Annotated in this window: 22 protein-coding genes; 12 read left to right on the forward strand and 10 right to left on the reverse strand. The window is 63.1% G+C overall.

The features are described 5' to 3' along the window. Positions 1-346: 346 nt before the first annotated feature. From ACW5DN_RS11340 to ACW5DN_RS11365, 6 genes are all read right to left on the reverse strand, one after another. On the reverse strand, positions 347-922 hold the full coding sequence (locus ACW5DN_RS11340) for an REP-associated tyrosine transposase (protein WP_456962765.1): 576 nt from the start codon (positions 920-922) through the stop codon (positions 347-349). After that, on the reverse strand, positions 904-1,629 hold the full coding sequence (locus ACW5DN_RS11345) for a UPF0149 family protein (RefSeq protein ID WP_456962766.1): 726 nt from the start codon (positions 1,627-1,629) through the stop codon (positions 904-906). The genes ACW5DN_RS11340 and ACW5DN_RS11345 overlap by 19 nt, the downstream gene beginning before the upstream one ends. Before the next feature lie 172 nt (positions 1,630-1,801). After that, positions 1,802-2,296 carry a hypothetical protein gene (locus ACW5DN_RS11350; protein ID WP_456962767.1) on the reverse strand — a complete coding sequence of 165 codons (495 nt, stop codon included), beginning with the start codon at positions 2,294-2,296 and terminating at the stop codon, positions 1,802-1,804. A 33-nt stretch (positions 2,297-2,329) separates the two neighbouring features. Beyond that, positions 2,330-2,656: a LysM peptidoglycan-binding domain-containing protein gene (locus tag ACW5DN_RS11355; RefSeq protein WP_456962768.1), complete on the reverse strand. Its 327-nt coding sequence runs from the start codon at positions 2,654-2,656 to the stop codon at positions 2,330-2,332. A gap of 92 nt (positions 2,657-2,748) precedes the next feature. Then, positions 2,749-3,594 carry an NADPH-dependent 7-cyano-7-deazaguanine reductase QueF gene (queF, locus tag ACW5DN_RS11360; RefSeq protein ID WP_456962769.1) on the reverse strand — a complete coding sequence of 282 codons (846 nt, stop codon included), beginning with the start codon at positions 3,592-3,594 and terminating at the stop codon, positions 2,749-2,751. A gap of 17 nt (positions 3,595-3,611) precedes the next feature. Further along, positions 3,612-4,943, reverse strand: coding sequence for an amidohydrolase (locus ACW5DN_RS11365; protein WP_456962770.1), 1,332 nt, complete (start codon positions 4,941-4,943; stop codon positions 3,612-3,614). 274 nt (positions 4,944-5,217) lie between these two features. On the opposite strand from ACW5DN_RS11365, the gene ACW5DN_RS11370 reads away from it, so the two are divergent. From ACW5DN_RS11370 to ACW5DN_RS11385, 4 genes are read left to right on the forward strand one after another with little or no spacing between them, the layout of a single operon-like run. Further along, the gene (locus tag ACW5DN_RS11370) at positions 5,218-7,368 is read left to right on the forward strand and encodes a TonB-dependent siderophore receptor (protein WP_456962771.1); all 2,151 of its coding nucleotides are present in this window, start codon (positions 5,218-5,220) and stop codon (positions 7,366-7,368) included. 19 nt (positions 7,369-7,387) lie between these two features. After that, positions 7,388-7,738 carry a hypothetical protein gene (locus tag ACW5DN_RS11375; RefSeq protein ID WP_456962772.1) on the forward strand — a complete coding sequence of 117 codons (351 nt, stop codon included), beginning with the start codon at positions 7,388-7,390 and terminating at the stop codon, positions 7,736-7,738. Positions 7,739-7,794: 56 nt separating this feature from the next. After that, positions 7,795-8,001, forward strand: coding sequence for a hypothetical protein (locus tag ACW5DN_RS11380; RefSeq protein WP_456962773.1), 207 nt, complete (start codon positions 7,795-7,797; stop codon positions 7,999-8,001). A 10-nt stretch (positions 8,002-8,011) separates the two neighbouring features. Next, entirely contained in the window at positions 8,012-9,595 is a 1,584-nt protein-coding gene (locus tag ACW5DN_RS11385; RefSeq protein ID WP_456962774.1) for a PepSY-associated TM helix domain-containing protein, read from the forward strand. Position 9,596: 1 nt separating this feature from the next. Here the strand turns inward: ACW5DN_RS11385 and ACW5DN_RS11390 are convergent, their stop codons facing one another. The 4 genes from ACW5DN_RS11390 to ACW5DN_RS11405 all read right to left on the reverse strand — a co-directional run bounded on the left by ACW5DN_RS11390 (position 9,597) and on the right by ACW5DN_RS11405 (position 12,517). Further along, positions 9,597-9,959 carry a hypothetical protein gene (locus ACW5DN_RS11390; RefSeq protein ID WP_456962775.1) on the reverse strand — a complete coding sequence of 121 codons (363 nt, stop codon included), beginning with the start codon at positions 9,957-9,959 and terminating at the stop codon, positions 9,597-9,599. Between the two features lie 102 nt (positions 9,960-10,061). Continuing rightward, entirely contained in the window at positions 10,062-11,153 is a 1,092-nt protein-coding gene (gene zapE / locus ACW5DN_RS11395; protein WP_456963056.1) for a cell division protein ZapE, read from the reverse strand. Positions 11,154-11,160: 7 nt separating this feature from the next. Then, positions 11,161-11,874, reverse strand: coding sequence for an alpha/beta hydrolase (locus ACW5DN_RS11400; RefSeq protein ID WP_456963057.1), 714 nt, complete (start codon positions 11,872-11,874; stop codon positions 11,161-11,163). 127 nt (positions 11,875-12,001) lie between these two features. Next, complete coding sequence (locus tag ACW5DN_RS11405; RefSeq protein ID WP_456962776.1) at positions 12,002-12,517, reverse strand: c-type cytochrome; 516 nt, start codon at positions 12,515-12,517, stop codon at positions 12,002-12,004. 333 nt (positions 12,518-12,850) lie between these two features. On the opposite strand from ACW5DN_RS11405, the gene ACW5DN_RS11410 reads away from it, so the two are divergent. From ACW5DN_RS11410 to ACW5DN_RS11445, 8 genes are all read left to right on the forward strand, one after another. After that, the gene (locus ACW5DN_RS11410) at positions 12,851-14,875 is read left to right on the forward strand and encodes a S9 family peptidase (RefSeq protein WP_456963058.1); all 2,025 of its coding nucleotides are present in this window, start codon (positions 12,851-12,853) and stop codon (positions 14,873-14,875) included. 277 nt (positions 14,876-15,152) lie between these two features. Beyond that, positions 15,153-15,692 (forward strand): hypothetical protein, encoded by a 540-nt coding sequence (locus ACW5DN_RS11415; RefSeq protein WP_456962777.1) that lies wholly within the window; start codon positions 15,153-15,155, stop codon positions 15,690-15,692. Positions 15,693-15,817: 125 nt separating this feature from the next. Continuing rightward, a complete protein-coding gene (locus tag ACW5DN_RS11420; RefSeq protein WP_456962778.1) occupies positions 15,818-16,315 on the forward strand; it encodes a hypothetical protein in 498 nt (165 codons plus the stop codon). Positions 16,316-16,378: 63 nt separating this feature from the next. After that, positions 16,379-16,744 carry a hypothetical protein gene (locus ACW5DN_RS11425; RefSeq protein ID WP_456962779.1) on the forward strand — a complete coding sequence of 122 codons (366 nt, stop codon included), beginning with the start codon at positions 16,379-16,381 and terminating at the stop codon, positions 16,742-16,744. Positions 16,745-18,513: 1,769 nt separating this feature from the next. Beyond that, complete coding sequence (locus ACW5DN_RS11430; RefSeq protein ID WP_456962780.1) at positions 18,514-18,951, forward strand: hypothetical protein; 438 nt, start codon at positions 18,514-18,516, stop codon at positions 18,949-18,951. Between the two features lie 403 nt (positions 18,952-19,354). Further along, the gene (locus ACW5DN_RS11435) at positions 19,355-19,774 is read left to right on the forward strand and encodes a MerR family transcriptional regulator (protein WP_456962781.1); all 420 of its coding nucleotides are present in this window, start codon (positions 19,355-19,357) and stop codon (positions 19,772-19,774) included. Positions 19,775-19,797: 23 nt separating this feature from the next. Beyond that, the gene (locus tag ACW5DN_RS11440) at positions 19,798-22,017 is read left to right on the forward strand and encodes a VIT domain-containing protein (protein WP_456962782.1); all 2,220 of its coding nucleotides are present in this window, start codon (positions 19,798-19,800) and stop codon (positions 22,015-22,017) included. A 474-nt stretch (positions 22,018-22,491) separates the two neighbouring features. Further along, complete coding sequence (locus ACW5DN_RS11445) at positions 22,492-23,214, forward strand: hypothetical protein (RefSeq protein ID WP_456962783.1); 723 nt, start codon at positions 22,492-22,494, stop codon at positions 23,212-23,214. Positions 23,215-23,299: the final 85 nt, after the last annotated feature.

Here is a 23,299-nt window from a genome sequence, read left to right on the forward strand (position 1 = left end):
TCGGGTTGAAACCCGACCTACCCCGACAAGGTCTCGTCGATCCAAACCGCACCCCTCCGCCGTAGGTCGGGCTTCAGCCCGACACCGCAGATCTGGCATCACTGCCGATGTCGGGTTGAAACCCGACCTACCCGATAAGGTCTCGTCGATCCAGATCGCATCCCTCCGCCGTAGGTCGGGCTTCAGCCCGACACCGCGGATCTGGCGTCACTGCCGATGTCGGGTTGAAACCCGACCTACCCCGACAAGGTCTCGTCGATCCAAACCGCATCCCTCCGCCGTAGGTCGGGCTTCAGCCCGACACCGGGGATCTGGCATCACTGCCGATGTCGGGTTGAAACCCGACCTACCCCGACAGGGTCTCGTCGATCCAGATCGCGTCCCACAACGGATAGTCGCCGATCCGCTTGACCAGACCTGCTCGCAGCGGATTTGCGACGATGTAGCGTGCGATTGCGCGCAACTGCTCATCCCTGCGCACCGCATGATCAAAATAATTTGGCTGCCAGACGCCATGGCCAATCGTGCGCGCCGTGCGTCCTTTCAGCAAACGCACCGCGTCGGACAACTTGCCCTCGTGTAGCACCATCAACCAATGCAGGTGATCTGGCATCACCACGTAACACAGGGTTTCGGCACGCCCTTCGTTCTGCAATGCCATCAGCTCGCGTACTACCTTGCGTCCGCTATCAAGGGACGCAAAATGCGGCAAGCGATCCCGTGTCACCGTTGTGATGTGATAGGGCAGACCCGGTTGGGAAACGCGTCCTCTGCGCAGATCGGTGTAAGCCATTGTTCCTCCGTGAACCTGGCTGTGCGTCGTTGTCCATCCCTGCTGCAGGTCGGGTTTTAACCCGACATCGACGGTGACGCGGGGTTCGCGGTGTCGGGTTGAAACCCGACCTACGTCGCGCCACAGCACTTCTTGTATTTCTTGCCGCTGCCGCACGGGCACGGGGCGTTGCGGTCGGGGGTGGGCTCGGTGCGGATCGGTTCGCGCGGGGTGAGGGCGTCGACTCGGTGGTGGTTCAGGTCGGCGAGCATGCCGGGCAGGCCGGCGACGATCTCCAGGCGCTCGCGGTAGCTGATCGGGGTGGCGGGTGCGGTCGGGTCCTCGGCCATCACCTCGCCGCTGGCGAGCCGGTCGAACAGGTCGAAGATGTCTTCCATCCACTCGTTGTCGTCCAGCCACTGATCCCATTGCGCCTCGCGCAGCGCCACCGCGGTGAAGAACCCCAGCGCCCAGTCGCGGCCAACATCCAGGTCGTCTTCCTGCAGGGCTTCGGCCTCGGGTTTGTCGAGGTCTTCGGGCAGCCACAGCAGCGGGGCGAGGTGGTCGGGCAAGTCGTTGTCGCCGTGGCGTACGCGGAAGTTGGCCATGTTGCGGTGGCCCAGCAGCAGCTGCTCGACCCCGGCGCGCTCGACCGGGTCGTCCCAGCGCGGCACCTTGCCCCACACCGGTGGCTCCCACTCGCTCATCGGGATCTCGCCGGGCGATACCGCCAACGCCGACAGGTAGCCATCCAGGGCTTCCAGGTTGAAACCCCGGAACGGCACCGCGCGTCGTTCAAGCAGGTCTGCGAGGCGCTCGATCTGCTCGTCGTCGAGATAGGTGGGCAGGTTGGTCATGGTGGGTTCGACACGGGTTGGGGGATGGGGGGAATGGTAGCCCCAAGGGATGGTGAAGACCGTTCATCGCGACAGCAATAAAAAAAGGCGCGACTTTCGTCGCGCCCGGAGGGAGAGAGTGCCATTGTTCCGGCGTATTTCTTATTTTGATCGAGACTTATTCGACCGAAACTTATTCGACCGAGAACGGTGTGCTGTTCAACTTGGCGCCGTCCACCCAGACTTCTGCTGTATAGGTGCCGGCCGGCCAGCCGTTGGCGTTGTTGAAGGTGATGTTGGTGGTTTCCATGCCCGTGGTGGTGACCGACTGCGACTCGTCGCCGGCAGTCTGGCCATCCTCGTAGACCAACTTCGCATTGATGACGGCATTGCTTGCCGCGCCATTGGTGGCGATCGAGACAATGATCGGATCAGAGGCTCCGAAGGTGGTCATTGGTGAAGCGATCGACTTGTCGGCGCCGGCTTCAGACCCCAAGGTGACTGAAGTGACGTCCAGTGCGGCCTCGGTCGGCATCGGCTCGGCGGGCGGCAGCGGGGCGGGTTCACTCGCCATCGGTGGCGGGGCCATGCTGGTGTCGGTGGCCGGCTCGTCCTTGTTGCAGCCGGCCAGTGCCAGCGAGGCAACAAGGGCGGCGGCTACGGCGTAAGGGAGTTTATTGGCAGTCATGGGATTCTCCTGAAAGTCGGTCGGGCGCCGGAATCAACCGGCCGGGTTGTCGTCCTGGACGGGAATGTTGAGGACCTGACCGGGCTGGATGCGGTCCGGATCGTCCAGCTGGTCGCGGTTGGCGTCGTAGATCGCATTCCATGCACCGGCTTTGCCATAGAACTGCTTGGCGATGGCCGACAGGGTGTCGCCGCTTTGCACGGTATAGGTCTGCTGCACGGACTCGCCGACCTTCTCGGCGGTGGTATCGACGCTGGCGCTGACGCCGGAGAAATCGGCTTTTTCCTCGACCTTCCTGGCCGTGGTGTCGACGCTGCTGGTGACGCCGGAGAAGTCGGCCTTTTTGTCTGGGGTGGTCATCGTGGGTGGGCTCCTGCCTTGTTGGCGGGATAACTTTGCCACGCAGGTTGTTAAGAACGGATCGTGCTGGTGTGAACCTGCCGGTCAGCCGTTCATTGGCGCAGGTCGCGTCCTGCGATGGGGGCCGCAAAGCCTTTTGTTGCCCGCCACGGGTTGATGTCCAAGCCACCGCGGCGCGTGTAGCGGGCCTGCACCGACAGCTGCTGCGGCTGCGCATGGCGCATCAGGTCCAGGAAAATCTGTTCCACGCATTGCTCGTGGAAGCCGGCGTGGTCGCGAAACGACACCAGGTAGCGCAGCAGGCCGGCGCGATCCAGCCGCGGGCCGCGATAGTCGATCCGCACCCGCGCCCAGTCCGGCTGGCCGGTCACCGGGCAGTTCGATTTCAGCAGCGCGCTGGACAGGCTTTCCTCGACCACCTCGTCGCGAGTGACCTGCAGGAAGTCCGCGCGCGGCGGGCCGTAGTGGTCGATGTCGATCTCCAGCGCGTCCAGCGCGTCGGCGTCGTCATCATCGGGTGCGCCATCGGCCTGGTCGATGGGCGGCAAGCCGAAGTTGACCGCAACCGGGCTGCCGGCGACCCGTGACAGGTCGGCGACGATGCGCACGAGCATGGACTGGTCGTCGTCGAAACGGGTCGCGTTGAAGGAATTCAGGTACAGCTTGAGTGACTTGGACTCGATCAGGTTCGGCGAATCGGCCGGGACCGTCAGGGTGGCGGTGGCGACCCTCGGCTTGCCCCGGTCGTCCAGCCAAGCCAGCTCATAGGCGTGCCAGCGGTCATGGCCGATGAAGGGCAGGCCGGCCTGCGCCAACCGGGCAGCGTCCAGGCCGAGCTCGCCCCGCCCCAGCGCGCGCGGGATGGGAAACAGCAACGCGGCGTCGTACTCACGCGGGTAGTCAACGTGGCGGCCCAGGGGCAGGTCGATGGCAGTCATGCAGGGCAGTTTACTGGTCAGCCCTCGACCCCGTGCAGGTAATCCAGCGAAACCTGCAGCATCGCGCGCAGGCCCAGGTCGAGCGACGACTCGTCGAGCTTGAACTGGGGTGAGTGGTTGGTCGGCGCGGTGGCCGGGTCGATCCCGGCCGAGGTGGCGCCGACAAAGAAGAACATCGACGGCACTTCCTTCGCGTAATAGGCGAAGTCTTCCGCGCCCATCTGCAGCGGTGGCTCGATCACGTGCTCGACACCGGCGGCGGCGCGCAGGCTCGGCAGCATCTTCGCGGTCAGTTCCGGATCGTTGGCCGTCACCGGGTTGCCGGTGCCGACCGGGATGTCGGTCTCGACCGTGGCGCCATGCGCGGCGGCGACATGCTGGGCGACGCCTTCCAGCTCGGCGTGGATCTTCGAGCGCATGTCCTCGTCGAAGGTGCGGATGGTGCCGACCAGTTCCACCGAGTCGGGAATGATGTTGTAGCGGATGCCGCCGTTGATCACGCCGAAGCTCACCACCGCCGGCAGCTTGGCGATGTTGGTGTTGCGGCTGACGATGGTCTGCGCGGTACCGATCAGGTCGGCCGCAGTGACGATCGGGTCGATCCCGCCCCACGGCGCCGAACCATGGCTCTGGCGACCGTTGACGGTGATGGTGAACTTGTCCGACGCGGCCATCAGCGGGCCACCGCGGACGCCGATGGTGCCGGCCGGCAACGACGAGAACACGTGCAGGCCGAACATCGCCTCGGGCTTGAAGTCGGCGAACAGGCCTTCCTCCAGCATCAACGAGGCGCCGCCTTCCTCGCCCGCCGGCGCGCCCTCCTCGGACGGCTGGAACACCAGCATCACCTGGCCGGGCAACTCGTCCTTCATCGCCACCAGCGCGTCGGCGACGCCGAGCAGGATGGCGGTGTGGGCATCGTGGCCGCAGGCGTGCATCACCCCGGTTTCCTGCCCGTTGAAGGTGGTGGTGACCGTGGAGGCGAAGGGCAGCCCGGTCTGCTCGGTCACCGGCAAGGCGTCCATGTCGGCGCGCAGGGCGATCTTCGGACCCGGCAGGGCGCCGTCGATGATCGCGGTGACGCCGTGATGGGCGATCCCGGTGCGCGGCTCCAGGCCGAGCGCGCGCAGGTGCTCGACGACCTTGGCCGCGGTCTGCTCTTCGCGATTGGACAGCTCGGGATGGGCGTGGAACCAGCGCCGCAGTTCGACGACGTCATCGCCCAGGCGCTCGGCCGCGGCGGTGACGACCGGTCGCTGCTGCGGGTCTGTCTGGGCCAGCGCACAGGGCGACACCAACAAGGCAAGCAAGGCGGGCAAGGCAATCGAACGGGTGGTTGGCAGCGGCATGGTCGTCTCCCCAGAGGAAAGCCGATGCTAACGCCAATCGACGCACGGGCCGATACGCGACCGCTGCACCATCGCTGGGGCGGGTCGCGGCGACGTTGTGGCGGCTTGGGACTCCGGGGGTGTGCGTTGTCGCCGACCGCAACCTGGAATAGAATGCGAATCATTATCAACATGCGCTGAGCCGCATCGGTCACGCGCGCCGGCCCTTCACCGGCCTTCAACGACCCCGACTATCCGGTTCTGTCTCCTTAATTCTTTTCCGTCAAGGCTTTATATGTCCAAGGACGCTCGATCCTTCCTGTCGCCCGCACCGCGCGCGGCCTTGCTCAGCTTGTCACTGCTGGCCGCATTACCGGCCGTTGCACAAGTCACGCCACTGGCCGCCAACGCCGACGTCGCTGCGTCGCCCGATGCCACCAACCTCGACACGATCGAAGTGCACGCGCAGATCATCAAGCGCAGCCAGACCGTCACCAAGACCGACACCCTGATCACCGAGGCGCCGCAGTCGGTGTCGGTGGTGAGCGCGCAGCAGTTCGCCGACCGCGGCCTGCACGGCATCGACGAGGCGATGTGGTACCTGGCCGGCACCCAAGGCGGCGGCTACGGCCAGGACACCCGCAGCGACTGGCTGCTGGTGCGCGGTTTCAGCCCGGCGCGCTACCTGGACGGGCTGGCGCTGACCGACGGCGTCTGGACCGGCGCGACCCGCGTCGAGCCGTACGGGCTGGAGCGCATGGACGTGCTGAAGGGGCCGTCATCGGTGTCCTACGGCGCGATGCCGCCGGGCGGGCTGGTCAACCTGGTCAGCAAGCGCCCGACCGATGTGCCGCTGCGCGAAGTCGAGGTGCAGCTGGGCAACTTCGACCTGCGCCAGGCCGCGTTCGATTTCGGCGGGCCGCTGGACGAGGCCGGCGTGTGGTCGTACCGGCTCACCGGCCTGGCCCGCAACAGCGACAACCTGGTTGATTATGTCGAGGACGACCGCTACTTCTTCGCCCCCGCACTGGCGTGGAAGCCCAGCGACGCCACCTCGCTGACCCTGCTGGCGCGCTGGCAGAAGGCCGATACCGCCAACGGCAGTGGCTTCCTGCCCGCCGAGGGCACGCTGCTGCCGAGCCCGCACGGCCAGATCTCGCCCAGCGTGTTCACCGGCGAGCCGGGCTGGAACGACTACATCCGCACCAGCAAGTCGGCCGGCTACGAGTTCGAGCACGTGTTCGGCAACGGCCTGACGTTCCGCCAGAACCTGCGCTACGGCGAGACCGACGTCGACCATGACGCCGGCGTCGGCACGCTGGGGCTGCAGGAAGACGGGCGCACGCTCAACCGCTACCTGTTCCCGCTGGAAGAGCATTCCAAGTCGTTCGGCGTCGACAACAACGTGAGCTTCGACTTCGTCACCGGCGCGTGGCAGCACACCGTGCTGGCGGGCGTCGACTACCGCCGGCTGCAGAGCGATTACGCCTCGGCGTTCGCGTTCGGCATTGCCCCGATCGACGTGTTCAACCCGGTCTATGGCGCCGACGTGGTGATACCGGACTACACCTTCCACGAGGACAAGGTGCAGCAGCAGACCGGCATCTACCTGCAGGACCAATTGCGGCTCGACCGCTGGGTGGTCACCGTCGCCGGCCGCCACGACCAGGTGCGCACGCGCGCCGACAACCTGATCGCCGACCCGGTGACGCGCAGCCGGCAGGAGGACGACGCGTTCTCCGGGCGACTGGGCGTCAACTACGTGTTCGATTCCGGGTTCGCGCCGTACGTGGCGTGGTCGGAATCGTTCCAGCCGACGGTCGGGGTCGATTTCGACGGCAATGCGTTCGCGCCGACCACCGGCGAGCAGATCGAGGCCGGCGTGAAATACCTGCCGCCCAGCGGCCGCGGGTTGGCGACGCTGGCGGTGTACGACATCCGCCAACAGAACACGCTGAGCGTCGACCCGGACCACGTGCTGTTCTCGGTGCAGCAGGGCGAAACCCGCGTGCGCGGCGTCGAGCTGGAAGGCCGCTGGAACCTCACCCCGACGCTGGGCGTGTACGGCGCCGCGACCTGGATGGATACCGAAGTTACCCAGACCACCGATGCCGCCGCGCTCGGCAAGCGCGTCGCGCTGGTGCCGGAGCAGCAGGCCTCGCTCGGCCTCGACTACACGATCGCCTACGGCGCGCTGTCCGGGCTCGGCTTCGGCGGCGGCGTGCGCCATACCGGCTCCGTCTACGGCGACATCTACAACGAGTGGAAGACGCCGTCGTACACACTGTTTGACGCCGCGGTGCACTACGACTTCGACCGCTGGCGCCTGCAGCTCAACGCCAGCAACGTGACGGACAAGGAATACGTGGCGGTCTGCAACAGCGCGATGTGGTGCTACTACGGCCACCCGCGCACGGTCACTGCGACCGTGCGCTACCGCTGGTGATGGCGGGCGGAGCCGGATGATGGAAATGGCATGGGGCATTCTCGCGACCGCCGCCGCGGTGTTGTCGGCGCTGGCCTTGTACCTGGCCTCGCCCAACCGCACGTGGCGACCCGGTGCCGGTCGGGGCGGCTTGCGCATGCTCGGCGGGGTGTTGGCGCTGGCCTCGCTGGCTGCGTGGATTGCCGTGCTCGGCGTCGGCGCCGGGCTGTGCGCGATGCTGGCGACGTGGATGCTCGCCATGGTCGTGTTGCCGTATCTGGCGTGGTGGACGACCGCGCGACGGCCGGCAGGTGCAAGACCCGAGGGCGCACGAGCGGCGCGCGAAACGTCATCGCCGGGCAAGCCGCGCGCTGCGCTGGGGGCCGACTGATGTGGGGCCGCGCCACCGCCGGCGCTCTGCCGGGCTTCCTCCTCGCCGCCGCCCTGGTGAGCTTGCTCGGACGCTTGCTGCCGGGCCCGTGGCAGTCAACCCTGGTGCCGGGGCTGGTGCTGATGTTCCCGCTGTGGATCGGTATCGCGGCGGCCAGCTTCCGTTTCGCCAGCGGCCTGCGGGCCTGGGCCTGGATTGGCGGGATGGCATTGCTGGCACTGGGCCTGCTGCGGCTCGTGCAGGCGAGCGGGTGGGCGGCATGAGGACGCTTCGATGAAATTGCGCGCCAATACCCTGCGGGTGTTCACCGCGGTCCACAGCTGGGTCGGGCTGGTCGCCGGCTTCGCCCTGTTCGTCGCCTTCTATGCCGGCGCGATCACCATGTTCCACCACGAGCTGCCGGTCTGGCAGGCGAGCGCGATGGAGGCCGAGCCCGACTCGATCGCCGATGCCCAACGCCTGTTCGACGAGGTGCTGGCGAGTCATGACGGCGCGCGCGTGCACCTCGGCTTTGGCTTCCCCGGAGCCGAGTCGGCGCAGGCTTCGGCCTGGTGGCTGGACGGTGAGGGCATATGGCAGTTCGCGACCCTCGACACCCTGCAGGGCAGCCCGACCCCGCCGACCTCGAGCCTGGCCGAGCTGGTCAACCTGCTGCACTTCTCGCTCGGTATACCGATGGTCGGCACCTGGCTGATGGGCATCGTCAGCCTGCTGTACGGGCTGGCGCTGGTCAGCGGCGTGGTGATCCACCTGCCGCGGCTGACGAAGGACCTGTTTGCGCTGCGTCCGGGACGAAACCTCAAGCGCTTCTGGCAGGACGCGCACAACGTCATCGGCGTGCTCAGCTTGCCGGCGCATGTGATGTTCGCGGTCACCGGTGCGGTGTTGTGCCTGCTGTTCGTGCTGATGCCGCTGCTCAACCCGCTGGTCTACGACGGCAAGCTGATGGCGGAGGTGCCGGCGGCGATGGATACCGCACCGGTGGTCGCTGCCTCCGGCGAGCCCGCCGCGATGCAGTCGCTGGCGCAGTGGCATGCGCGCTCGGTGGCGACGGCGCGCGAGAACGGCATCGACGATTTCGAGCCGGCGTACCTGAAGCTGCAGCATGGCGGCGACGCCAACGCGGTGGTCGAGATCACCGGCGAGACGTCGCGCGCGCTGGGAGCGATGGGCTCGGTGGCGCTGGATGCCGGCAGCGGTGAGGTGCTGGCGGTGCAATTGCAGGGTGCGCGCGACGCCAATCACGCCACCTTGCAAGCGACCTACGCGCTGCACTTCGGTGAGTTCGGCAACCGGCTGGTGCAGTGGCTGTACTTCCTGCTCGGGCTGGCCGGCGCGTTCCTGTTCTATTCGGGCAACCTGTTGTGGATCGAGTCGCGACGCAAGCGGCGAGCGCTGGAGCAGGGGCGCGCGCAGGTCAACATGGCGCGCGCCACGGTCGGGATATGCATCGGCGTGTGCGTGGCAATCTCGGCCAGCTTCGTGGCCGCGCAGCTGGCGCCGATGTTCGGGCTGGATACCGCCGTGGCCGAGCGCTGGGCCTGTTTCGGCACCTGGGCGCTATGCGCGCTGTGGGCGGCGTTGCGGCCGCCATCGCGTGGTGTCCGCGAGCTGCTGTGGCTGGCGGCACTGGTGACGCTGGCCATCCCGATTGCGCACGGTTTCGCCAGTGGCTGGCCGCTATGGAAGGCCGCCGCTGCTGGCCACTGGGTGCTGGTCACGGTCGATGCGATGGCGATTGTGTTGGCGGTGAGCTTCGCCGCGCTGGCCCGCGCCAGTGCGCGGCGCGGGCGTGAAGGTGATCCGCACAGCGTCTGGGCCGATCCCAGGCCGGGCGCCGTCAAACAGGTTTCGTGACTCAGCCAAACGCGGCCGCAATCAGGGCCACGAAGCCGACGACTGCCAGGATCACGTGGCCCAGCAGCAGTCCCAGCGGCAATATCCGTCGCTGCCACTGATAGACAAGATTCATCAACGCGCCGCCCGCTGCCGCCAATACCAACAGGCCCAACGCGACCCATGCCAGGTTGGGTACCTGTCCGGCAATCGCGGCGTATGCCAGCAAGGTCAGTCCGGCCGCGGCCAGCAGGCCGTGCACCATCGCCAGCCAACTGGGCGGATTACGTTTTCCGAACAGCCGGATCGCGGCCATTACCAACCCACCTGCTGCCGCAATCGCAAACAGGGCTACCGCAACGCGCAACATGCCGATCGAGTCCATGCTGGTTCCCTCATCGAAGGCAGCGACGGGCTGCGCATCGAGCATAGGATCACGGTTGTTATCGAAGCGTGGTTGTCGGCTCGCCGGCAAGAACCGGCCAGATCAGCAGCGGTGCGCCTGGGCCAGGTATTCCGCCGAACGCATCTCGATCAGACGCGAGGCGGTGCGCTCGAACGCGCCGGTCAGCCGACGACCGCGGTACAACTCCAGCGGCGCCGCGGCGGCGGTGCAGACCAGGTTGACCTGGCGGTCGTAAAGCTCGTCGATCAGGTGCACGAAACGCCGCCCCGGGTCGTCGTTGTCGCCATCGAACAGCGGTATGCCGCCCACCACGACGGTGTGGAACTCGGTGGCGATCTCGATGTAGTCACCGGTCGCGCGCGGGCCCTCACACAGCGCCGCGAAGTCGAACCAGGCATGGCCTTCGGCAAGTCCGCGCACCGCGATCTCGCGGCCTTCGATCTTCAGTGGGCCGGTCTCGCGCGGCCGGCCGTCGACAATCTCTTCCCAGCGAGCGGCCAACCAGTCTTCCGAATCGGCGTCCAGCGGCGCGCGATAAACCGGTGAGCGGGTCAACGCACGCAAACGGTAGTCGTGGTCGCTGTCCAGGTGGAGCACGGTGCAATGTTTTTTCAGCTGGGCGATCGCGGGCAGGAAGCGCTCGCGTTGCAGGCCGTCCTTGAACAGGTTGTCCGGGTCGATGTTGGACGTGGTCACCAGGGCGACGCCGTGGGCGAACAGATGCTCCAGCAGGCGACCCAGCAACATCGCGTCGCCGATATCGGTGACGAAGAACTCGTCCAGCACCAGCACGTCCAACTTCGCGCCGGCCTGCCTGGCGATGGTCACCAGCGGATCGCGCTCGCCGGCATGCTCGCGCAGCTGTGCATGCACTTCCCGCATGAAGCGATGGAAGTGGGTGCGGTGCTTGCGGGTCGTCGGCAAGCCTTCATAAAACAGGTCGATCAGGAACGTCTTGCCACGTCCCACGCCGCCCCACAGATACAGCCCGGTGGCCGCCGGCGCGGGCTTGTTGAGCAGCCGGTCCATAAGGCCAGGCCGCGGCGGGTCCAGCAGCGCCGCATGCAGGCGATCCAGCTCGGCGAGCGCTGCTTGCTGGGCGGGATCGTCACTCCAGCTCCCGGTGGCCACGCCTGCCCGGTAACGCACGCTGGGAGGCGCGCGCTCGACCATGTCCGGGTCACTCATCGGCGGTTGGGGTCCCGGTTGCGGCGGGCAGGAAGGGGCGTACGCCGTTTTTTATCGCGCCGCGCAGGTCCATCAGCTTGCGATGGAAGAAATGGCTGGTATCGGGAATGCGGACCAGCTCGGGCGGCGGCTTCAAACCATCGACCCAGGCATAGACCGCGGCGGGATCGACGATCTCATCCGCCTCGCCTTGAACCACCAGCCACGGGCCGTCGAAGGGCGCGATGGCGGCAAAGTCGTAGCCACGACCGCCCGCAGGGGGGGCAATCATGATCAGCATGTCCGGCTGCAGCCGGGCGGCGGCCTTGTAGGCAACGTAGGAGCCGAAGCTGAAACCGGCGAGCCAGAGCTGTGCCTGCGGGCGCTGTTCGCGGACCCAGGCGACGACCACGGCCAGGTCCTCAACCTCACCATTGCCCTCGTCGAAACTGCCTTCGGAGGCGCCGACGCCGCGAAAATTGAACCGCACGGTGCTGGCGCCGGACTGGTGCAGCGCCCGCGCGGTCATGGTCACCACCTTGTTGTGCATGGTGCCGCCTTCGGTCGGCAGCGGGTGGCAGACCACCACGACCAGCGGTCGAGCAGGAACGTCGGGCTCGGGTGCCTCGACGATCGTCTCGATATCTCCGGCCGGGCCGGCGAGGGTGAGATTGGCGGCGCTGCCGCCAAGGAAGTCGGCGTCGTCGGGAAATGTGGGGTTGTCCATGCCGCCATGATAAGCCGCCTGTTGGCGGCCGTGCCGGCGACGATGGCGGCGGCCGCGCAAATGCCGGTCGCGGATACGACAACGCCGCCCGGAGGCGGCGTTGTGCGCGGCAAATGCCGGGTACTGATTACTTCAGGTTGTCCATCATCCAGTCGACGGTGGCGATCACCTGCTCGTCGGTCAGCGCCGGGTTGCCGCCCTTGGCGGGCATCATGCCGGTACTGCCGGTAAAGCCTTCGATCGCGTGCCGGTGCAGGGTATCGATACCCTGCGGAATCCGCGCGGCCCAATGCGACTTGTCCATGGTCGGTGAGCCGCCGGCGCCGGTGGTGTGGCAACCGGCGCACAGGTTGTTGAAGATCACCGAGCCGTCCAGCGTGCCGCCGTAGGCAACCTGTGCGGTCGCCGCTGCTGCCGCCGCTGCTGTTGCCGCGGCCTGCGCCGCCGCGCCGGTGCTGCCAGCGTAGACGCCGCCAACCGGTGCGATACGCGCGTGGGTTCGAGCGGCCACGTTGGCGGGCACTTCTTCCGGCAACGACTCGTGGACGTAATAGGCGAGTCCAATGAGGCCCAGGGCAACCACCAGCAGGAAGCCCATCATCACGGAGAATTTCTTCAGGAATTCGAGGTCGTAGTTCTGCACGGTCCACCTGTTGTGCGTCGCCCATGATGGGTGCGCGTCGCCAGTCAACGGAAGGCCGCAATCAGGCGGCCGCGGGGCAGTATAAAGCCAACTCACCCCGACAAGTAGCCGTACCCCGGGCTTGCGCTGGAAACGGGTAGTTCGTGGCTGCCTGCCAACAGCTTGTGGGTCGAGCTCGCACGGGCCCGGCGATGGCGTCAATTCAGCCCATCTGGAGTGGACGTTGAATAGGTGCTCTACTGCGATGCAGGTCTCATTTCGGGGCCAATCGCCGCATCCCTGGAGATCCACATGCTCACCCAGCTGCCCCGCGTCGCAGGTCTCGTCCTCGCCATGTCGATTTCCACCGCACTCGCCCAGACGCCGCCGACAGCTGCCGAGCGCATCGCCGATGTCGAGCTGATCACGCGCGACGCGTTGTTCGGCAATCCCGAGCGCGCGATGGTGATGATCAGCCCCGACGGCAAGACCCTGAGCTGGGTCGCACCGGTCGAGGGCGTGATGAACGTCTGGGTGGCGCCGGCCGACAATCCCGGGGAGGCGCGCGCGATCACCGATGACACCGCGCGCGGCATCCGCAACCACTTCTGGTCCTACCTGCCCGATACGCTGCTGTATCTGCGCGACACCGGCGGCGACGAGGACTTCCACCTCTATAGCGTCAACGTCGCGAGCGGCGAGGAAGCCGACCTCACGCCGTATCCCAAGACCACCGCGATGGTCGTGGCGGCCAGCCACTCGCAGCCGGGCACGATCCTGGTCGGCATGAACGACCGCGACCCGGCGTGGCACGACCTGTACAAGGTCGACCTCGCCACCGGCGAGCGCACGCTGGTGGAGAAGAACGACGACCAGATCGGCGGCTACCTGGCCGACGACAGCCTCACGGTGCGCTATGCGACGCGCGCGCGGCCCGACGGCGGCAGCGACATCCTGCAGCCCGACGGGCAGGGCGGCTGGAAGGTCTACTCGGACATCCCGTTCGAGGACTCGATGACCACCGCCCCCGCCGGCCTGACCACCGACGGCGACACCCTCTACCTGGTCGACTCGCGCGGCCGCAATACCGCGGCGCTGTATGCGGTCGACGTGGCCAGCGGCGAGCGCACGCTGGTGCTGGAGGACGCGCGCGCCGACGTCGGCCAATCGCTGACCCACCCGCAGACGGGCGAAGTGCAGGCGGTCGCGGTCAACTACCTGCGCGAGGAATGGGAGCCGGTCGATCCGACCATCAGTGCCGACCTGGAGAAGCTGCAGGCAATCGGCCCCGGCGAGATCGGCGTCAATGCGCGCACGCACGATGACAGCGTGTGGATCGTCACCTACTCGGCGGCCGAGGCCCCGGTGGTCTATTACCGCTACGACCGTGGCGCCGGCGGCACGCTGACCAAGTTGTTCTCGGCGCGTCCGGAGCTCGATGGCAAGCCGCTGGTTCCGCAGTGGCCGCAGGAGATCAGCTCGCGCGACGGCAAGACGCTGGTCAGCTACCTCACGCTGCCCAAGAGCGCCGACGCCAACAACGACGGCAAGGCCGACACCCCGGTGCCGATGGTGCTGTTCGTGCACGGCGGCCCGTGGGCGCGCGACAGCTACGGTTACAGCCCGTATGACCAGTGGCTGGCGAACCGCGGCTACGCCACGCTGGCGGTAAACTTCCGCGGCTCCACCGGCTTCGGCAAGGAGTTCACCAACGCCGGCAATGGCGAGTGGGCCGGCAAGATGCACGACGACCTGCTCGACGCGGTGGCGTGGGCGGTCGACCAGGGCATCACCACCGCCGACCAGGTCGCAATCATGGGCGGCAGCTACGGCGGCTACGCCACGCTGGCCGGGCTGACCTTCACCCCGGACACCTTCGCCTGCGGCGTCGACATCGTCGGCCCGTCCAACCTCAACACCCTGCTCAGCACCGTGCCGCCGTACTGGGCCAGCTTCTACGAGCAACTGGCCAAGCGCATGGGCGACCCGCGCACCGAGGAGGGCAAGCAGTGGCTGCTCGAGCGCTCGCCGCTGACCCGCGCCGACCAGATCACCAAGCCGCTGCTGATCGGCCAGGGTGCGAACGACCCGCGCGTGAAGCAGGACGAGTCCGACCAGATCGTCAAGGCGATGACCGCCAACGACATCCCGGTGACCTACGTACTGTTCCCCGACGAAGGCCACGGCTTCGCGCGACCGGAGAACAACAAGGCGTTCAATGCCGTGGCCGAGGGCTTCCTGAGCGAGTGCCTGGGTGGCCGCGCCGAGCCGATCGGGGCCGACTTCACCGACTCCAGCATCAGCGTACCGACGGGTGCCGACGGCGTGCCGGGCCTGGCCGAGGCATTGCAGGACCACGAGCAGGTGATCAGGAAGTAGGCAGTGTGGCGAGACAACCCCATACGGCTTACTCCGGTTGCAACGGTCCCGGTCCAGCGCCCACGGCGGAATATTTCGTTGGAGGCGTTGCGAGTATTACACCGCGTTGCGGCAGTCCTAATAGAACCAACTCGGGGTCGAGCGGGCCAAGGTTAGATATGTGTGACCGGTTGATTTGGTGCCGGTTGTGAGCTATTGGCTCTGAGGAGCTTTCGGGCATACTGTTTGCTACGCCCCGTTTAGGGGCTTGAATCAGCGTTAGGCGGCAGGAGAAAGTATGGCGCGTCGTCACCCAGAAGGCCGGTTGGTTTCGCAAGATCCAACTGTCAACACATTTCTCTCAGAGTTCCAACAGGAGACAGATCGTGCGGCGGCGGTCCTCGGGCCTGCAATGCTGGATCAACTTCTGAAGGACTTGCTCGATGCCACCTTCACTTCAGCCGAAGTCGCAAAGAAGCTCACTGGAAAGATGATGCCCATTGGCACGTTTAGCGCCAGAATCACACTCGCACAGGCCATAGGCATTATTAGCGTCAGCGAGGCAAAGGACCTGCACCGCATGCGTGACATCAGGAACGCTTTTGCGCATCAGCTTCACGGATTGAGCTTCGAAACAACATCAATTCGGGATAGTTGCGGCAATTTCGTATCAATCGAGGAATCGAAATCACTTGATCTCAACCGGCAGTTCTTCTCGGACTACCCCAGGGACGCACGCTCCGCTTTCAATTTGGCCGTGACCTTAGCGGTAGCTCAGCTGAAATCGCACATTGACAAAGCCAAGCGCATTTCACCAGCACGTCATTCCACAATATGAGCTGCCGCCTAACAATTCGTTCAAGCCGAACTTGCTTCGCTACACCAACAACGTGGCAGAAAAAGCTTGCCACGTTGTCGGCTCCGCTACGCAAGTCGGCTTAACTCAGGCGTTAGACGCTAATCGTGGATACGGAACTATTTCTCCAAGCAATCCGTGAATCGCTTCTCGCAATCGCGGAGCCGAGGTTCTATGAGACCGAACGCGGGTTTCAAGGGCAGCTACTAGTTGAGCTATCCAAGCGCATTCCTGATTGCTTGCTAGCTGATCGCGCCGTCATTGAACAGGAGTACCAGAAGACTCTGGAGCGACATGGCATAAAACTTCGCCCAGACATCATCATTCATCAACCCTTTGATCCGGCAGTTCACGCAAATCGTCTAGACGGTAATTTTGCGGTGATCGCGCTCAAACTTCGGGCGGGGCCAAAGAAGGCTGCTGAGGACTTCGCTGACTTAGAGTCAATCCTTGCCAAGTTGCGCTATCCCATCGGGGTGTTCATAAATATTAGCCATTCGCGCCCACAAGCCAACTATGTTCCGGCCAGTGCACGGGGCAAGATTGTAGCTTTCGCAACTAGACTCACATCAGACGGGGCGCGCGTCGTCGAGGCACGCGCCTAACAATTCGTTCAAGCCGAACCTGCTTCGTTACAGCACCGCCGTGGCAGAAAAAGGGGGAGTTCTGTGGAATCCGAAGATTTAAAAGAGGTTCGCAGCCTTCCTGAGAGAACTGAACTGGAGGCGGAGTCCGCACTTAAGCTATCACTGTTTGAAGAAGCGCTTAATGCTTTTAGCAGTTTCGCCGCAGATAGCGAACCCGGCTCTAGGGAACTTGCCGTAGCAACAAACCTTCACCACTCTTACCTGCGCCGCATCATTAAGCAGGTCACTGAAACCGAGAAGTTGGAAACATCCGTGCTCTACGGGTACCTCAAGCTACTGATTTTGCAGGCTGACTCCTGTACGAAAGACTTTATTTTCAATGATCCAAATATGGCGGAGGCCATTAACAAATTTGGAGAGCGCTACGAGGGTTTCTTTCGCGGGTAGCGGGCTCTTCAGGCCGAACTTGCTTCGCTACACCAACAACGTGGCAGGTAGTGCTTGCCACATTGTCGGATTGGGAGATCAGGGGAGATTCGCCCGTGCAGAAATTGAATACACAGCCAATGTCCTCTGAGTTTGTCGAGTGCTGGAAAGCTGCAGGGAGACATCTCAACGGACAGGTGTCGGGAGGAATTGGTGCCTGGCTCAGGGCGCACCCATATCCGCCGTTCCTAGAGCATTTGTCGTTTCGTTTAGGGAACCAACTTTTCTTTGTGCGCGTCGAAGACGCAGCTAAGAAGGTTGAAGGGCCTGGAAGCACCAGTGGCTTGCTCGCTGTCGCGAACCGAACCAGCGGACACCCCTGAATTTTACCAATGAGGCGGAAGCTACTAAGCAGTGAATGGGTAGCGACGAACGAAGGCTGGGGTCTACTGGATGCAAATACGCGCGCCCCCATTTCACCGCCTTCAATGGTGACTTCCGACCAAGTCGAGATGACGGGCTGGGAGTTGCATGATATGGCAGTTCAAGTAGTCCGGGACCATCTTCGGGAACGCGGGTTCAAGCTGATGTCTTGGCAAAGCAATCCGGATGTAGATCCAGCAATTTGGTTTGTGGGTGTAAGCGGTCCCGAATGGGTAGTGGTCCGCCCAGCTATATTCCCGGCAACCCAGGCGGAAAAGCCGGTGACGTTGCCGCAGATAAAAGAGCAATGTGCAGCTCTAGGTCGAATTGGACACTTCGCGTCCGTCTCTCTTGCTAGCACAGAACAGAAGTTTATGGATCCGCGCGAGCCCAGTGTGCCGTTGTTTCGCGGTGGCGGGATGTACGTTCGATTCGAAGGAATCCAGTCAGTTGTTTAACCAACTAACTAGTTTATACGAATAAATGGGGGATTGACTTATGATTAAAACTCTCGTTTGGCTGCCTCAATCGAAGCAGTACCGTGCGTACGCCAATGGGATTCTTTATTCAATCCTTACCGGGGATGACGGATTATAGATCGCTTTTGCGCAAGGCTTCGGCACTAGCCTAGCTCCTTGTCGCGTTACGCAAAGCGGCTCGAGGAAGAGTGGCTTTCGAGTCGGGACGAAGTCGAGGATTCCGTTCGGGCGTTTGAACAGAAGTGGACTGGCGGCGATCTCGCCCGGTTCGACGAAGCCTGTTCCGAGCGATTCGAGATTCTAAAAACAATCAGTCCGATGGATCGAGAGTACGCGCAACCGGCGATCGCCAGCGTGCTCCGAGTCATGGATAGCTAGTGCCAGTGGCCCTCGGTGACACATGACTGACTTATCTATGGAGGGGACTATCCCGATGTCCCGAATTGGGGTTGGTGGCCGCTAGGCTTTCACCACAGAGGGCTACAGCCTCCACCTGTTTCGCATCACTACAGGTATGAGAACTCATCATGGTCAGAACCTCATGAAAGACTACGGAACCGCTATTTTTGTTGCGGCTTGTATTGGTTTTTGTATATATGTCGGCGGATGGATGTTCCTATGGATGCTGGGGGGTATTGCCACAGCTGGCGCCGTAGTGATTCTCACAACGAACATAGCCCGTAGAGTCAAGAAGAACTTCCCCGCTGTTTATATGCATTTAAGAAATTTCCTTGCCATTTTTGCACTTGCTTCGGTAGCGATCATAATTGTGCTCGGCATGTTTCACAGCTGTACTCGAGAATCATATGAATGTTCATCAAACGCGGCGCGTTTTGGACTGTGTGAGTAGATACCCTGCATTCACTAGTGCAACGCCCATGAGAGCTGTTGGACCTGTTACGCCGATCATGCACCGATCATGCAATTATCTCCGTCGAAAACGAGGTCCCGAACCTCGTCAATGAGGTTCGGAACCTCATCAGTGAGGTCCGGCACGCCTCCCACGAGGTCCGCGAGGCCATCCAACAGGTCCGCGACGTCGTCAATGATGTCCAGATGCTCGACGTCGAGGTTCCAGGGCTCAACACCGAGGTTCGCGACCTCATCGCCGGGGTTAGTGAGCGCCCCTGCATTTCCGTAATCGGTCTTGTTGGGCGGATGATGCCTGCCGGGACCAGGGTAAAAACCGTACCCGGAGGCCTCTTTCGTTCATCGGTCTCGCCGCGTCCGGGGATCAGCCGGCGCGTGTTGGTAGTGACCGTATTGTCGGTCAGATTCTCACTAGCTTGGTCTGACCTTTTGTCCATCGCGTCACTTTGGCGTTGAAACGGATGGATCTGTTCGGTGATCGGTTCGCCGCGACTCGTGTGTTGTTTGGCCGCTGCGCCATGGGCTGCTTTGCGCTGTTCACGGTGACTCCGTGGCTGCCAACCTCGCGCGCCAGCACGCGGCATCCGCGTCAACCCTGCCGAGATCATGATCACGCGACCTCCGTCTGCGGACTCACGCAGCGCCACGAAGCCCGCCCAGGCATTCGTCGCATAGAAAGACAGCGTCGAACTCGTCGTCGGTCCTGTCGACAATGGGTTTGTTCCGCGTTTCCGACGAAGACGTCCGAGCCGCCGAATTCCTCTGTGGCGATCCGACCTCCGTCGTCTACGAAGGAGCCCACCGCTTGACAAGAGCATTCTCTTATAAGACAGTGTTTGCGACACCAGAAGTGACTCATATGAAACTTAGCCTTCAACAACTGAGCGAGCGTACCGACGTCCCGGGACGCACCGTCCGCTTCTACATCCAGAAAGGTCTGCTGCCGGGCCCCGAAGGCGAGAAGCGCGGTGCGTACTACACCGAGGTTCACCTCGCCGAACTGCTTCGCATCCGGCAGTGGCAGGAGGCCGGCCTGTCGCTGGACGCAATCGGAGGCCTGTTGCAGGGGAAGCACGAATCGCCCATCGCTCCGGCCCGCCCGGGTGCAGTCGAGGTTCGGTCGCACCTGATCGTGGCTGATGGTCTGGAGGTGGTAGTCGCTGCTGACCGGGCAGGTCTCACCCAGGCGCAACTGCGGCAACTGTTTCGAGCTGTACAGGATGCATACCAGGACCTGCGCGAGTCGCGGGTGGCCGATGAATCGCGCGAACAGCGCTGAATATCCATAGGGGATCCCATCGCATGAGACGTTCCAGCAGTAGCAACTTCGCCACCACGCCGCTCGCCCACAGCGTCTTGATGGTCGTCATCACCGACCTGGTCGCCGAGTACGAGCTGCGTCACGTCTTCCACAACCACGGGGTCGATGCCATCGAGGCCGTCTACTCGTTCCCGGTGCCGCTGGATTCGGCGTTCATGGGCATGACGGCCACGCTTGCCGGCGAACAGCGCACGGCCAACGTGGTGTCTCGGTTGAAGGCAAGCCGCAGCTACGACGAAGCGATCTCCGATGGTGACAGTGCCGTCCTACTCGAGCGGTTGGAGCCGGGGATGCTGTGTGTCAATCTCGGCAATCTCAAGCCGAACGAGAAGGGCGAGGTCGTCCTGCGCTTTGCCGCGCCGCTACGCAGCGCCGATGGCGCGGCGCGTTTCAGTCTGCCGATGGTGCATCGTCCCCGTTACGGGCGCAGCCGCCTGAGGGAACTCGAGGAGCCCCAAAGCGATTTCGCGGCCGAGCACCTGCTGGAAGCGACCATCCGGGTAGAGGGACTCCTGGCCAATTCGCCGGTCAACTGTGCAACCCATGGCGCACGGTTCTCTCGCGAAGGCGATACGCAGGTGCTTCATCTGAACCAAGCCATGCTCGACCGGGACCTGGTGCTGGTCTTCGACCTGCCTGTCGACTTCGCAGGGCAGGCACGGCTCGTGCGCGATGGCGAGGCGGCAATCGGCATGCTCAGCCTCATCGCGCCAGGAGACCTGCGAAGCTCGGGCCCGTGCGACATTTGTCTGGTACTGGATGGATCGGGTTCCATGTCCGGCGACGCGATAGAGCAGTCGCGTGACGCCCTTCGGGCAGTAGCCGGTGAACTGGGAGATGATGACCGTATCCAGATATTGCGCTTCGGCAGCAGCACGGTGCCGCTGTTTCGCCGGCCCCTGAACGCATCGGCACGCGTGCGCGAGGCGATGGTGGCTCTTGCCGATACGGTTGATGCTGATCTCGGCGGTACCGACATCGGGCCTGCACTTGACCAGTCCATCGACGCGCTGATTGGCATGGGGCCGCCGTCGGGACGCGCCCAAGCGATCATTCTGGTTACGGACGGTGCGGTGCAGCCGGGGGAGGTCGAAGCGATCCGAGTTCGCGCTACCCAGGCGGGGCTCCGGATCTTCGTAGTGGCCGTCGGCAGCAGCGCTGGCGCAGACGTGCTCGCCCCACTGGCCAGCGCGACCCGCGCGGTGCTGGAGCGTGCAGTACCAGCCGAGCCAATTGACGAGTGCGTCATGCGCCAGCTGCGGCGTACGCGCGACATCGGTCCGCTTTCGATCGACGTGGAATGGGGCTGCCAGGGTGCAGAACCGCTGCGGATGGATGTTGCGTATCCGGGTGATGCCGTCTCCGCAGTAGCGATGCTGACGAACGCGCTCGGCTTCAATGCGCAGGTACGTATTGGCGACAGCCCGGATGTAGCGACATTTGATCCGCCAGCTCTGCAAGAAGCGCCGGCTCTTCGGGCGATTGCTGGACATATGGCATGGCAACAAGCACGCGATGATACGAAGGAGTCGCTCGCTCTGCGCTATGGACTAGTGACAAACCATACCTCGGCCGTGCTGATCAGGGAGCGGAGGGAGGGCGACAAGGTCGACGGGTTACCAACGATAGTACCGGTGACGCACATGGCACCTGAGGGCATGGCTTTGAGATCCGCGTCGTGCTCATACGGCCCTGTCGACGCCTTCCGGTCCTTCGCCAAACCTATGACGCGACCCAGCGTTGCATACAAAGTCGTTTCCCATGCAGTCGACGAGTCTACGGGTCGCCCGATCGTTCCGACTGGCTACAAGCCCTCTCCGGAGGAGGAGTACATGAATCCCCTGCAACTCGAGTACTTCCGTCACCGTCTGCTCCAGTGGCGGGAGCAATTGTGCGAAGAGTTAAGGGGCTCTGCTCAAGTGCCTCAGGAAGACGCAGCCGATGAAGATGACGCCCTGACCGATGCAGAATGGAGGAGAAGTCGGTTGCTGCGAGCGCGGAGACGATACATCCGGCTCATCCGAGAGATTGACAATGCAATCAAGGAAATTGATAAGCACGACTACGGATATTGTTGTGATACAGGGGAAGAGATCGGCCTGGAGCGCCTAGAGGCGCGTTTGACCGCCAAACGCTCGGTTGTAGCGCAAGAGCGCTGGGAGGGTGACGCCGAGGCCCGGCGCAAGCGCCCTCGGATATAACGTCGCAGCAGCTGCACAGTGCCATGGAGGACAAAATGGAAAACTATGTATGTACTACTGAGGACATGCGGACCTTTCCTGACAATGGCGTAGTTGTAGCGGAAAGGATGATGGCGTTATAGGTGATATTTTGACATATCCGAGAGATTGCTTATAGCGTACTTGAAAGTCAAAATTTCATGGCGGCGCTTAACAATTCGCTCAAGCCGAACTGCTCCGCTACCCCAATAACATGTGAGAATGAGCTTGCCATGCTGTTGGATCCGCTACGCAAGTCGGCTTAAGTTAGGCTGAAAACTGGAGGACGTGATGAAGACATGCCCTGAGTGCCAGAGACAGATTACGGACGACGTCGAAGTCTGCGAATGCGGAAAATCGTTCCAAAAAAGTGGAGAGCCCTCGTCACCCCCCAATTCAACACGAGATCAGGCAGAAAATCGCGCTCCTACATCGATGTGGGTACACGCGTTACTGATGCTAATTGCTGCCCCGCTAGCTATGGGGCTGGCACTCGGATTTATCAACGGGTTTCCTACACACCCAACGGCACTGCATGCATTTGTGTCGTTTGCATTCTGGCTAGGCGCATCGGTGGGAGCCCTTGTAGTTGCATGGATCGCACTGATGATTCGGAAGCCACAAGCTGGCTGGACCCTTCTAGTTGTTATTGTCGGACTTACCGCCTATTTGATGCACCTAGATGATCAAGATAATCAACGCGCTTCCAGAAGCCCAAATTCTGAACAAAGCACCTCGTCAGCGACAACGCAAACTAGCGTAGTAGATCGAGCCTCGGTCAACGAAGTTGTCGAAGACCTTCCTCCCCATATGGCGGGAGTGCGCGTGGATGAGGCCGTCATAGCCGGAATGAATCAAGCTGTCGCGGACAATTATCTGCAACGATGGCACCACAGACAAACAGGCAAGCCAACCAGCACGCTCAAAATTGATGCAGCTGCGCATACTATGCGAGTGAACACGGAAGGCCATGTGCTGTATGCCACTGAATTGACCGTACAGGTGGAAGGCAAGCCATTGGATGGCATGCCTAAACTCAGGGTGATCTGGAATATCCAGGATAACAAAATTAAACGTGTTTTCTGCATATTTCCCGGCAAGGGCCATTCATGGCGCAAAGGCGCGTGTGGAAAGCAGGTTGCTGAAACATTTGGATGGGACGGATGGTGGCGGCGCTAATCACGGAAAATCTATCTAGGAGTAGAAATGACGACGCATAATTAAAGGGCATATCACGCCAACAACAGCGAGAATCGCTCCTGCG

It is taken from the genome of Lysobacter sp. A289 (assembly GCF_054072675.1).

Bases quoted from the DNA above. Each gene is read 5' to 3' on its own strand.
- ACW5DN_RS11375 (WP_456962772.1), top strand. From the start codon at position 7,388: ATGGAAATGGCATGGGGCATTCTCGCGACCGCCGCCGCGGTGTTGTCG.
- ACW5DN_RS11355 (WP_456962768.1), bottom strand. From the start codon at position 2,656: ATGACCACCCCAGACAAAAAGGCCGACTTCTCCGGCGTCACCAGCAGC.
- queF (WP_456962769.1), bottom strand. From the start codon at position 3,594: ATGACTGCCATCGACCTGCCCCTGGGCCGCCACGTTGACTACCCGCGT.
- ACW5DN_RS11385 (WP_456962774.1), top strand. From the start codon at position 8,012: ATGAAATTGCGCGCCAATACCCTGCGGGTGTTCACCGCGGTCCACAGC.
- ACW5DN_RS11350 (WP_456962767.1), bottom strand. From the start codon at position 2,296: ATGACTGCCAATAAACTCCCTTACGCCGTAGCCGCCGCCCTTGTTGCC.
- ACW5DN_RS11400 (WP_456963057.1), bottom strand. From the start codon at position 11,874: ATGGACAACCCCACATTTCCCGACGACGCCGACTTCCTTGGCGGCAGC.
- ACW5DN_RS11440 (WP_456962782.1), top strand. From the start codon at position 19,798: ATGAGACGTTCCAGCAGTAGCAACTTCGCCACCACGCCGCTCGCCCAC.
- ACW5DN_RS11365 (WP_456962770.1), bottom strand. From the start codon at position 4,943: ATGCCGCTGCCAACCACCCGTTCGATTGCCTTGCCCGCCTTGCTTGCC.
- ACW5DN_RS11435 (WP_456962781.1), top strand. From the start codon at position 19,355: ATGAAACTTAGCCTTCAACAACTGAGCGAGCGTACCGACGTCCCGGGA.
- ACW5DN_RS11410 (WP_456963058.1), top strand. From the start codon at position 12,851: ATGTCGATTTCCACCGCACTCGCCCAGACGCCGCCGACAGCTGCCGAG.
- ACW5DN_RS11345 (WP_456962766.1), bottom strand. From the start codon at position 1,629: ATGACCAACCTGCCCACCTATCTCGACGACGAGCAGATCGAGCGCCTC.
- ACW5DN_RS11415 (WP_456962777.1), top strand. From the start codon at position 15,153: ATGGCGCGTCGTCACCCAGAAGGCCGGTTGGTTTCGCAAGATCCAACT.
- ACW5DN_RS11445 (WP_456962783.1), top strand. From the start codon at position 22,492: ATGCTAATTGCTGCCCCGCTAGCTATGGGGCTGGCACTCGGATTTATC.
- zapE (WP_456963056.1), bottom strand. From the start codon at position 11,153: ATGGTCGAGCGCGCGCCTCCCAGCGTGCGTTACCGGGCAGGCGTGGCC.
- ACW5DN_RS11390 (WP_456962775.1), bottom strand. From the start codon at position 9,959: ATGGACTCGATCGGCATGTTGCGCGTTGCGGTAGCCCTGTTTGCGATT.
- ACW5DN_RS11370 (WP_456962771.1), top strand. From the start codon at position 5,218: ATGTCCAAGGACGCTCGATCCTTCCTGTCGCCCGCACCGCGCGCGGCC.